General features: G+C 70.9%; 4 protein-coding genes. 3 read left to right on the top strand and 1 reads right to left on the bottom strand.

The genetic code is table 11. The features are described 5' to 3' along the window. The first annotated feature begins 5 nt into the window (after window positions 1-5). The 3 genes from fadD32 to A6048_RS01530 all read left to right on the top strand — a co-directional run bounded on the left by fadD32 (window position 6) and on the right by A6048_RS01530 (window position 8,767). A complete protein-coding gene (gene fadD32, locus A6048_RS01520; RefSeq protein WP_107747926.1) occupies window positions 6-2,006 on the top strand; it encodes a long-chain-fatty-acid--AMP ligase FadD32 in 2,001 nt (666 codons plus the stop codon). Between the two features lie 87 nt (window positions 2,007-2,093). After that, entirely contained in the window at window positions 2,094-7,217 is a 5,124-nt protein-coding gene (pks13, locus tag A6048_RS01525) for a polyketide synthase Pks13 (protein ID WP_107748087.1), read from the top strand. Then, entirely contained in the window at window positions 7,214-8,767 is a 1,554-nt protein-coding gene (locus tag A6048_RS01530; protein ID WP_107747927.1) for an acyl-CoA carboxylase subunit beta, read from the top strand. The genes pks13 and A6048_RS01530 overlap by 4 nt, the downstream gene beginning before the upstream one ends. 376 nt (window positions 8,768-9,143) lie before the next feature. Here the strand turns inward: A6048_RS01530 and A6048_RS01535 are convergent, their stop codons facing one another. After that, entirely contained in the window at window positions 9,144-12,476 is a 3,333-nt protein-coding gene (locus A6048_RS01535) for an arabinosyltransferase domain-containing protein (RefSeq protein ID WP_107747928.1), read from the bottom strand. Between the last annotated feature and the right edge of the window lie 8 nt (window positions 12,477-12,484).

Consider the following 12,484-nt stretch of genomic DNA (forward strand, 5'->3'; position numbering starts at 1 on the left):
CCGGTATGTCCGAGGTCGGCGACGTCGACCATCCAGTCATCGGTTCGGAACGGAGCAACGTGGAGTTCGAGCAGTACCACGACGCCAGCGGGGCGATCGTCATCCCTGATCGCACCACCCTGGTCGACTTCGTCGAATCCAACGTCTCCGCAGCACGCCGGGACCCCGCGGCGGACGGGCTGATCTATCGCTACATCGACTACTCGTCGTCGCGCCAGGGCGAGGTCGCCGAGCTCTCGTGGTCGGACTTCGGTGACCGTCTCTACGCGATCGCCGCACGACTGCAGCAGGTGGCGGAGCGGGGAGACCGCGTGGCCATCCTCGCGCCCCAGGGGCTCGACTACATCGTCTCGTTCTTCGCCGCCATCCACGCCGGACTCACCGCCGTCCCGTTGTTCGACCCGGACGAACCCGGTCACCACGACCGACTCCACGCGGTCCTCGGCGACTGCACGCCGTCCGTCATCCTCACCTCCACCGAGTCGGCGGCGGGGGTCCGCAAGCTCTTCCGCGACCTGCCCGCCCGGGAACGACCGCGCACCGTCGCCGTCGACGCGATCCCGGCCGAGCTGGGCTCGGGGTGGACGCGCCCCGAGCTCGGCGCGGACGACATCGCCTACCTGCAGTACACCTCCGGTTCGACCCGCGTCCCGGCGGGCGTGGAGATCACGCACCGCAACGTCGTCACCAACGTCATGCAGCTCTTCGACGGTCTGGGCCTGACCCGGGCCTCCCGCGGCGTCACCTGGCTGCCGCTGTTCCACGACATGGGTCTGCTCACCGTGATCCTGCCCGCGATGGGCGGCGCCACCATCACCGTGATGAGCCCCCGGGCCTTCGTCCAGCGGCCCGGCCGCTGGGTCACCCAGCTGGGCGCCATGTCGGACGGCGACGGTGTCTTCGCCGCCGCACCCAACTTCGCGTTCGAGCACGCGGCCCGCCGTGGCCTACCCCGGGAGGGCGAGTCGCTCGACCTCTCGGGCGTCACCAGCATCATCAACGGTTCCGAGCCGGTCACCCCCGCCTCGATGCGCGCGTTCAACGAGGCGTTCGCCCCGTACGGACTGGCGCCGACCGCGATCAAGCCCTCCTACGGCATGGCGGAGGCGACGCTCTTCGTCTCCTCCCCCCGCAAGGACGACGAGGCGATCGTCATCCACGTGGACCGGGAGGATCTCAACAAGGGCGTCATGACCGTTCTCGATCCCGACCGGGTGGAGGGCAACGAGGACGCCATCCCACAGGTGGCGTGCGGGTACGTGGCACCCAGCCAGTGGGCCGTCATCGTCGAGCCCGGTGTCGACGAGACGACGGGCGAACACGACGGCAGGGGACGCGAACTCCCCGAGGGGCGGGTCGGGGAGATCTGGCTGTACGGCACCAACGTCGGGCGGGCCTACTGGGGCCGGCCGGACGAGTCCGAGGCCACGTTCGGGAACATGCTCTCGGAGCGACTCCCGGAGCACTCGAGGACGGTGCGCGAGTTCGGCACCGTCCCCGAGGACGCCCGGTGGCTCCGCACCGGTGACTTCGGCGCCTACGTGGACGGGCAGCTCTACATCACCGGGCGGGTCAAGGATCTGGTGATCGTCGCCGGGCGCAACCACTACCCGCAGGATCTCGAGAACACCGCCCAGGACGCCTCCGCCTCGCTGCGTCCGGGATTCGTTGCCGCGTTCTCCGTCCCGGCCAACCAGCTCCCGATCGACGCCCGTAACGGCGCCGTGATCCCCACCGATGACTCCTCGGAGACCCTCGTGGTGGTGGGCGAGCGCGCCCCCGGCGCGGGCAAGGCGGATCCCGGCCCCATCGCGGACGCCGTCCGCTCGGCCATCTCGGCGAGACACGGCGTCACGGCCCAGGACGTGATCCTGGTGCCCGCCGGGTCCATCCCCCGTACCTCCAGCGGCAAGATCGCCCGCCGCGCCTGCAAGACCGCCTACGTCGACGGCACGCTGCGGGGAGGTCACCAACAGACCGCCTTCCCCGACGAGCCGGCGGAGTAGTTTCGGGGCCGGTTCACGGCACCACAAGTGCTCGGCGGCGACGGGCGGGCACTCCGGACGAGACCCGATGGAAAGGCGATCCCCACGATGGCACAGAGCGAGATGACCGTAGTAGAGCTCCGCGACTGGTTGCGGGGTTGGGTCTCCCGGGCCACCGGGCTCGACGTCGCCAAGGTGACCGACGATCGCTCCCTCGAGGAGTTCGGACTGTCCTCCCGCGACGCCGTGACGCTGTCGGCGGATCTCGAGGACCTGCTCGGTCGCCCCCTGGACGCCACGGTCGCCTACCAGCACCCCACCATCGCCTCCCTCGCCGAGTACGTGGTCAACGGACCGGCCGAGCTCGACGAGCCCGCCGACCTGCACACCTTCCGCCACCGTGGGGCCGGCATGGAGTTCGACGTCGCCGTGATCGGGTTCGCCACCCGGTTCCCCGGGGGTGCGGACTCGCCCGAGGCCACGTGGGAGCTGCTGGCCGAGGGTCGGGACGCCACCAGCCCGCGCCCGGCGACCCGCTGGTCCGAGTGGGCGGGTGACGCCTACGTCCAGCAGGTCCTCGCCGAGGCCCCGGACCGGGGCGGGTGGCTCGACGACACGGAGGTGCGGGACTTCGACGCGGAGTTCTTCGGCATGAGTCCGCGCGAGGCCGAGATGGTCGACCCGCAGCAGCGTCTCGCGCTCGAACTCACCTGGGAGGCCCTCGAGCACGCGCACCTGCCCGCGAGCAACCTCAAGGGCCACGAGGTGGGTGTGTTCATCGGCTCGTCCTCCAGCGACTACCAGGTGTTCCTCACCTCCGATTCCGCCGCCGCCTCCCCGTACGCGGTCACCGGTGCCTCCAACTCGATCATCTCCAACCGTGTCTCGTACACGTTCGACTTCCGCGGCCCCTCGATGACCCTGGACACCGCGTGCTCGACGTCGCTGGTCGCGATCCACGAGGCCGTCAACTCTCTGCGGCTGCACGAGTCCGACCTGGCCGTGGCCGGGGGCGTCAACATGATGCTGGCGCCCGCCGCCACCATGGGTTTCGCCAAGACCGGCGCCGCGCTCAGCCCGGACGGCCGCATCAAGGCCTTCTCCTCCGACGCCAACGGGATCTGCCGCGCGGAGGGTGGGGGACTGTTCATCCTGAAGCGCCTGTCCGAGGCCGAACGGGACGGGGACGAGGTCCTCGCCGTCATCAAGGGGTCCGCCGTCAACTCCGACGGTCGTTCCAATGGCATGACCGCCCCCAACCCGGACGCCCAGGTCGCGGTCCTGCGCCAGGCCTACGCCGACGCCGGAGTGGACCCGAGGGACGTGGACTACATCGAGGCCCACGGCACGGGCACGATCCTCGGCGACCCCATCGAGGCCACCGCCATCGGACAGGTGCTCGGCCGCGGCCGTGACGCCGACCGGCCGACCCTGCTGGGGTCGGCCAAGACCAACTTCGGGCACATGGAGTCGGCGGCCGGCGCCGCCGGACTGGCCAAGATCATCCTGGGGATGGGTCACGATTCGCTCCCGCCCACGCTCAACTTCGCCGGCCCCAACCCGTACATCGACTTCGACGCGGCCCGGCTGAGCGTCGTCACCGAGAACCGTCCGTGGCCGCGCTACAGCGGACGGGCGATCGCGGGCGTCTCCGGGTTCGGTTTCGGCGGCACCAACGCGCACGTCGTGGTCTCGGAGTACCAGCCCACCCCGGTCCGGGTCCCGGATGCGCCGGACGCCGAGGTCGACGCGGCCCGGGTCGCCGAGGCCCCGACCGCCGACGCGCAGTCCGCGTCCACGGGAGGCCGGACCGCCGACACCCCGGCCGCCGCGCCGGAGGACGACGTGGCGCGCAGTGTCGCCGAGGCGGTCCGCCGCAATGCCGAGGACCTCGCCACGACCGGCACCTCCGCCCCCGGCCCGTCCGCGACCGTGTTCGTGGTGTCCGGGTCGTTGCCCTCACGCCGCAAGTCCACCGCCGGACAGCTGGCCGACTGGCTCGAGACGCAGGACGACTCCGTGGACCTCGGTGCCGTCGCGCGCACCCTCGCCACGCGCAACCACGGTCGCTCCCGCGGTGCCGTCGTCGGTCACACCCGCACCGAGCTGGTGGCCGGGCTGCGCGCTCTGGCGGCCGGTGACCCCGGCCCCGGTGTCTTCAGCGCGGACGCCCCCGCCGGCACGGGCGACGTCTGGGTGTTCTCGGGCTTCGGCGCCCAGCACCGCAAGATGGCCAAGGAGCTGTACCTGTCCAACCCGCTGTTCGCCTCGTGCCTGGACGCGGTGGACGAGCTCATCGACTTCGAGGCCGGCTACCGGATGGTCGAGATGTTCCTCGACGACTCGGTCACCTACGAGGTGGAGAACGCCCAGGTCGGCATCTTCGCCGTCCAGGTCGCGCTGATCGACACCCTCAAGGCGCTGGGCGCCAAGCCGGAGGCCGTCATCGGCCATTCCATGGGCGAGGTCGCCGCCGCCTACGCGGCCGGCGGTCTGAGCCTGGAGGACGCGGTGCGCGTGATCTGCGTGCGCTCGCGCCTCATGGGCGACGCCGAGCAGCAGGTCTCAGACGAGGACGCCGGCGCCATGGCGCTGGTCGAGTACTCGGCCGAGGAGATCGCGCAGATCATCGCCGACAACCCGCAGTTCGCCTCGATCGAACCGGCCGTCTACGCCGCTCCCACCCACACCACGGTCGGAGGCCGGGCCAAGCCCGTCGCTGAGTTCGTGGCCTGGGTCGAGGAGCAGGGCAAGTTCGCCCGCCAGCTGCAGGTCCGGGGCGCCGGGCACACCTCCGACGTCGACATGCTGCTGGGCGAGTTGGCCGCCGAGATCGCGGGCCTGGAGCCGCGCGAACTCACCTCCGGTCTGTTCTCCTCGGTGGACCGCGAGACCTTCTACCGCGCCGGCCACGAGCCGATCCACGCGGAGGAGTACTGGGTCAAGGGCATGCGGCACTCGGTGTGGTTCACCCACGCCGTGCGCAAGGCGGTCGAGGCCGGGTACGTGACGTTCCTGGAGTTCGCGCCCAACCCGGTCGCCGCGATGTCCGTGGCGGCGACCTGCTTCGACGCCGGCCTGATGGAGCCCAACCTGCTCCACACGCTCAAGCGCAAGGAGTCCGAGGCCGACACCCTGCTCCACGCGATCGCGCAGCTGTACGTCCACGGCCACGAGGTCAACATGGACCAGGTCGTGGAGATGCTGCACGGCTACGTCACCGGCCCCGGGCGCTACGCGGCGGTGCCGGGCACGGCGTGGAAGCGGCGCACGCTGTGGCCGACCGTCACCGCCGGCGGCGGGTCGGGAGAGGGCCGCATGCCCGGCTCCCACGTCGCGCTGCCCGACGGCCGCCACGCGTGGCAGGTCCGCGCCGAGGTCGTGCCGAGTGTCGACGCGTTGATGACGGCCGCGGCCGCGTCCGTCGTCGAGGGCGCCGTCCTCACCGCCGTCCACCGCCCAGGCGTGCTCCCGGTCGCGGGAGCGGTCACCACCACCATGACGCCGCACCCCGGTGGCGCCTCGCTGCAGGTGCACGCGCACACCGGTGACGGAACCGCGCCGTCCTTCGCCCTGGTCGCCGAATGTGCGGTGAGCGGTGGCACGCCGATCGATCCTGAGGACCGACCGGGGCCGCACTACGTGTCTGCCGAGTCCGACGCGCCGGTGGTGGACACCGATGACGACGACGACGAGTCGGACAACCGCTGGAACCCGGACGGTGACGAGTCGATCGGCGACCGCCTGGCCCGGATCGTCGGTTCCTCGATGGGGTACAGCCCCGACGACCTGCCGCGGGAGCTCCCGCTGCTAGATCTGGGACTGGACTCGCTCATGGCGGTGCGGATCAAGAACCGGGTCGAGCACGAATTCTCCATCCCGCCGCTCGAACTGCAGGCGATGCGGGACGCCTCGATGAACGACGTCGTGCAGATGGTGACCTTCGCCGTGGAGAACCCGGACGAGGTCGGCGAGCTCGCGGCCAAGCAGGCCCGGGGGGAGGGCGTGGTCGACGTCGCCGCCCTGAGAGGCGATGCGCCTGCCGCTGGTGACGCTGCTGAAAGTGACTCTGCTGGAAGTGACTCTGCTGGAAGTGGCGCTGCAGAGGGCGTCGAGGCCGGCGGGTCCGCCTCCGCCGAGGTCGCCATCGCGCCCCGTGACGACACCGAGCGGATGGCCTTCGGCGCGTGGGCCGTGGTCACCGGAGCGGCGGCACCCGGGGTGACCGGGACGCTGCCGGCGCTGGACGAGTCCACCCTGACCGCACTGGCCGAGCGGCTGTCGACCCGCTGTGGCGGCGAGATCAACGCCGGGCAACTGGCCGGGGCGGGGACGATCGCGGAGGTCGCCGACCTGCTGCGCCCGTTCACCGAGGTCGCGGTCGAGGGCAACGTCCGAGTCCTGCGCGAGGGCTCCGCCGACAGCACCCCCCTGTTCCTGTTCCACGCCGCCGGCGGTTCGTCGTTCGTGTACGAACCGTTGGTCGATCGCCTGGACGGTGACACCCCGGTCTACGGCGTCGAGCGCACCGAGGGACCGCTGGAGGAGCGGGCCGCCGGTTACCTGGACAGGATCCGGGAGATCGCCTCGGGGCGTCCCGTCGCGCTCGGTGGCTGGTCCTTCGGTGGGGCCCTGGCCGTCGAGGTCGCCCGCCAGCTGCGGGCCGCGGACGACGTGGTCGCACTGGTGGCCCTCCTGGACACCGTGCAGCCGTCCGACCCGATCCCGGACACGCTCGACGAGGCGGAGGCGCGGTGGAAGCGGTACTCCGAGTTCGCCAAGCGGACCTACGGATTGGACGTGGAGGTGCCGAGGGACTTCCTGGCCGAGCACGGTGAGGACGGCGTGCTGGGGATGCTCCTCGAGGGGCTGGGCGCCGAGGCGAACGCCATGGGCGGCGGGGTCATCGAGCACCAGCGGGCCAGCTTCGTCGACAATCGCATCCTCCAGAGCGCGGACCTGTCCGCGTGGTCCGGGGTGGGCGCCGAGGTGTCGTTCGTGCTCTACCGAGCGGAGCGGATGCACGAGGGCGCGATCGAGCTCGAGCCCCGCTACGCGCACGTCGACCCCGACGGGGGCTGGGCCCGGATCGTGTCCGATCTGGAGGTGGTCCAGCTGAAGGGTGACCACCTCGCGGTGGTCGACGAACCGGTGGTCGGTACGGTCGGTAGGCATCTGGCGCGTCGACTCTCGGAGATCGACGCGGGAGTACTGAAGGGATCGGACGCGTGACGGCTAGGACCACCGCGGAGAAGCTCGCGGAACTGCGGGTCAAGACCGAGCAGGCCCGGGACCCGGGCAGCGAGCGGGCCAGGGCCCGGCGTGACGCCGCGGGCCACACGCCGCCGCGGGAGCGCATCGCGGAACTGCTCGATGCGGGCAGCTTCGTGGAGATGGGCCAGCTGGCCAAGGCGCCCGGGAGCCCGGACAACCCGTTCGGCGACGGTGTGGTGACCGGTCGCGGCACCATCGACGGCCGACCCGTGGTCGTGTACGCGCACGACAACACGGTGTTCGGCGGGTCCGTGGGCGAGGGCTTCGGTAAGAAGGTCTGCGCGATCATGGACTTCGCCCTCAAGGTGGGGTGCCCGATCATCGGGATCAACGACTCCGGTGGCGCCCGGGTCCAGGACGCGGTCACCTCGTTGGCCTACTACTCCGAGATCTCCAAGCGCCAGTACCCCGCGTCGGGGTACATCCCGCAGATCTCGATCATGCTGGGCAAGTGCGCCGGCGGCGCCGTCTACGCCCCCGTGACCACGGACTTCGTGGTGGCGGTCAAGGACCAGGCGTATATGTTCGTCACCGGCCCGGACGTGATCAAGCAGGTCACCGGCGAGGACATCTCCATGGAGGACCTCGGCTCCGCCCTGCAGCAGGCCAAGAACGGCAACGTCAACCACGTGGCCGTGAACGAGCACGAGGCCTTCATGTACGTGCGGAACCTGCTCAGCTTCATGCCCTCCTCGGCTGCGGAGAAGGCGCCGCGGATCAACCCCGGCCTCGAACCGGCACCCACCGGGTCCGACCTGGAACTCGACTCGATCATCCCGGATTCCGACAACGCGGCATACGACATGCACGATGTGCTCATCCGGATGTTCGACGACGGCGAGTTCGTCGAGACCTCGGGACAGTTCGCGCCCAACATCATCACCGGGTTCGCCCGGGTCGACGGTGAGTCGGTGGGCGTGGTCGCCAACCAGCCTCTACATCTGTCAGGTTCTTTGGATATCGACGCCTCGGAGAAGGCGACGCGGTTCATGATGCTCTGCGACGCCTACTCGATCCCGATCGTCTACGTGGTCGACACCCCCGGGTACCTTCCGGGCGTGCAACAGGAGAAGCTCGGCATCATCCACCGTGGCGCCAAGATGGGCTACGCGGTCGCCGCGACATCCGTACCCAAGGTGACCTTCGTCGTCCGCAAGGCCTACGGCGGCGCCTACGCCGTGATGGGGTCCAAGAACCTCGGCGGCGACCTCAACTTCGCCTGGCCCACCGCGCGCATCGCGGTGATGGGGGCGGAGGGCGCGGTGGACCTGCTGCAGCGTCGTCAGATCGAGGAGGCCGGCCCGGAAGAGGGTCCCAAGCTCCGCAGGCAGCTGATCGACATGTACAACGAGTTCATCGCGACGCCCTACTCGGCCGCCGAGCGTGGGTACATCGACGCGGTGATCGAGCCGTCGCAGACCCGCCTGGTGCTCCGCGGCGCGTTGGCCCAGCTGCGCGACAAGGTCCGCAACGAGCCCCCTCGCAAGCACCCCATCGCCCCGCTGTAGTCCTCGGCGACGCAGCTGTCGTCCGACCGGCCCGCCCTCGCTGAGGGCGGGCCGGTCCTCGTCTGTGGCCATCCGCAACACGGCGTGTACTGCCGCGTTCTCCTCTGGGTGCTGCCCCTTCGGCTTGCGATGGCCGTATGCGCTTAGTCGGAGGGATCACGCTGGGGGAGTGGTCCATTCCGCCAGCGCACCGCAGCGGGACTGCGGACAGCGGGACTGCGGACAGAGGGACTGCGGACAGAGGGGCAGCGCGCAGAGGGGCAGCGCGCACACGGGCAGCGCAAGACAGCGGGGCAGCGCACCCGGCGTCGGATGCGCTGCCCCTTCGTCCCGGCAGGTCTCGGCTGGTCCCACGGGCCCCCGCCGGTAGCCCGGCCTAGGTCTCCGGGTCGGTCACCAGTATCGGGCCCTCGGGCTGCCACCATCCCCAGCGGGTCTCGGTCCCGGTGGTCACCTCGGCCGGGGCCGGAGGATCGTCCTGGTAGGTCCCCAGTGGCGTGTACGCCTCGATGGAACCCCAGTCGCGGTTCCAGTCGTGACGCAGGTACGAGGGGATCGTGCGGGCGCGCTGGGCGACCTCGATCCACCCGAGCGGCCCTCCCGACTCGTACGACTGCCACGTGCTGGTGGCGCTCACCGCGAGTGGGCGGTCCGGCAGGATCCGGTACTCCGGCAGCTCGGCGACGCCCGCGTAGTGCGAGAACGGCCGCTGACACGGGAACTGCAGGCTCACCGCCCAGTCCAGCATGACGGGCGACTCCGACCCGACCATCTCCTGGATCGTGACGAGTTCGGGCGCGCGCGGCGGGGTGATCGCGGCCCACTGGTCGGGGGTCAGGTCGTCGTCGTCGACAAGGATCCGCATGACGTCGGCCTCGGCCGGCACGTCCTGCATGTCGACCCGGAGGTTCCGCCAGGTGGGGGCGGGGCCGATGTCGTACGGTACGACGGGCGCTCCCACCACGTCCGCGCCGCCCTCGGTGGCGCGACCGAACTCGACGATCACCTCCTGCCCGTACTTGTACAAGCCGTCGGCGTCGTAGCGGCCGATCCGACCGGCGGCGGAGATGACCAGGAGCGGATGGGTCTCGCGGTTCTCCGGCAGCCGGTACCAACCGGTCTCGAGGTTCGCCTGCCGCTGGGGTCCCACCAGGAACGAACCGAGGACCGGTGTGGTGGCGGGATCCAGACCGAACGGCAGGGCCACCGTGGACTCGTTGACACCTTCGGCGCCGCTACCGCCGCCGGTGCCGGCGCTCTCGCCGGTGCTGACGGTGGGGCCGCCGCCGGGCTCCTGGGTGGTGTTGGCGGCACCGGGATCGGCCACCACGGCGTCCGCGGACAGGTCGGGTGCGACTCCGTCCGGGGTGAACCCCGAGTTGGCCCCGGCCTCGATGGCCGCCGCGCGGTCCGCGGGGTCGATCGACCCGTCCGGTCCGGGGGTCGCCGCGAGCGGGGTGAGCATGCCGTCGTTGGCGTCGGGTTCCACCAGGACGCGGTCGGCCAACATGCACGGATTCCCGGCGAGCGCCGAGAAGTTGCCGGCCGCGATCGTGTACGCCGGGTACTGCTTGTGGACCCCCTTGGCGAAGGAGGCGACGGAGAACACGACGAGCAGCCCCGCGACCACCGCGATGGGGGCTGCGGCGATGGTCCGGATCCGTCGCCGGCCCTCGCGGGTCCTGGGCGCCTGCGTCCCGACGTAGTCCTGCCGGAGGTGCTGCCAACCGGCGAAGGCGAAGGTCAGCACCGCCAGACCCAGGAGCACCGTGGCGGCGTCGATGCCGCGGACACTGGGTGCCTTGTCCCACCAGGGGATGCCGTAGCTCGAGACGTACCACCAACCGTTGGGGCCGGCGAAGGCCAGCGCGAGCACCACCAGGATGACCCCGAGGAACACCGTCCGGTTGCGGGTGGTGCGGACCGCGGACGCGGAGATGGCCATCGCGCCGAGCGCCGCGATCGCGGCTCCGATCCCCGCGTAGACGCCGAAGTGGTGGGTCCACTTGGTGGGGGAGAACATCATGAAGAACGCGGTGCCCACCACCACGCCGACCAGGCGCCAGACGGGGCCGGAGGCCGCACCCGGGATCTTGCCGCGGCGCAGCAGGGTGCCGATCACCATGATCAGGCACAGCAGCACCAGCAGGACCGGGAGTCGACGCGACAGCGAGCCGTCGACCGTCGGGATCATCAGGTAGTAGTAGCGGACGAACTCCTCGAACCAGTTCAGGTTGGGGCCGATCTCACCACGCACCCGGATCGCCTCGAGCACCGAGGCCAGGGACTGGATGCCGAAGACGCTGATGAGCACCATGGTCCCGGCGGCGAGCACCGGGGCGACCAGCGCGAGGTGTGAACCGACCTCGCGCCCACGCACCACCACGGTGCGCAGGACCGGTCGGAGCCCCATCACCAGCGCGGCGACGGCCATGAGCCCGGTGGGGCCGGTGGCCAGCGAGAACGAGGCCAGGATCACCGCTATCGCATACGGCAACATGCGTCGGGTCGCGATGGCGCGTTCGACGGAGACCCAGGTGAGCAGCGCTCCCAGGGCGATGACGGGCTCGGGCCGCAGGCCGTTGTTGAAGGCCATCCAGAAGGCGAGGAACACGGCGGCGGCGCTCCACACGACCACCGGGGTGGTGCGCGCGGCGCGGCCGAGCCGCGGCAGGACCTCGCGGCTGATGACGAGCCAGCACAGGATCGCTGCGATGAGCGCGGGAAGCCGCATCCACGGGCTCGCGGTGGACACGTGCGCGAGCATCGTGAGGAGGTCGTAGTAGGGGGAGCCGAACGGCGACTCGGGTACCCCGTACCAGCGGTAGTAGTTGGCCATGTAGCCGGCGGGGTCGGCGGCACGGGCCATCGACAGGATGTACCCGTCGTCGGAGGTGTTGCCACCCACGAAGTGCCACACACCGAGCGTGCCGATCACGGCCACGTCCGGTAGTCGGATCCTGAACCAGCCGCGGGGCAGGAAGCGGCGGGACCGGCGACCGTCGGTCTGGTCGAGTCCGTGCAGGGCCCACAGGGCCACAGCGGTGGAGATCAGCCCGATCACTATCGCGGCCCACTTGAGGGCCGTCGGGTCGGTGGTGAAGCGGGAATCGACCTCTACGGCCACCTCGAGGCCGTCGGGGACCACGGTGTCGGAGGGCAGGTCGGTGTAGATTCCCACGACCATCGGCCGTAGGTCGTCGGCCTCGACGCGTCTGGCGGCGTCAGGGTCGTCGATACCGTCGAACGCCGCCTCGACGTAGGTCGGCGCCGCGACCACCCTGAGCTGCGTGCACTCGCCACCGGCCACCTGGTCGCGCGGTGCGGAGACGATGACCCGGTTGCGGGAGACCACGTCCACCGTGTCCCCGGAGGCGCGGACGAACAACGCCCGGTCACCGGCCTCCTCGCCACCCGCCGGGGCGGTCGACAGCAGGATCCCGCCGTCGGCGGGCAGGTCCGCGACCAGGGAGCAGGGCACGGTGGCGCTGAACTGCTGCGGCGAGTGCGCCATCAGCGGCGCGGTCACCGAGTCGACCGACCCGTTCTGCGGCCACTGCACGGTCGAGGTGGTCTGGGTGACCGGCAGGAACGGCAGGGAGAGGAAGCACAGGGTGCCCAGGAGGCCGCTGACGATGGCGACGAGGCGGAGCCTCGCGACACGGGCGTCGGCGGCGACCGGGCCGGAAGCAGCGGTGGAGTCTGACACGACGCCCG

It is taken from the genome of Dietzia psychralcaliphila (assembly GCF_003096095.1).
GTDB lineage: Bacteria > Actinomycetota > Actinomycetes > Mycobacteriales > Mycobacteriaceae > Dietzia > Dietzia psychralcaliphila.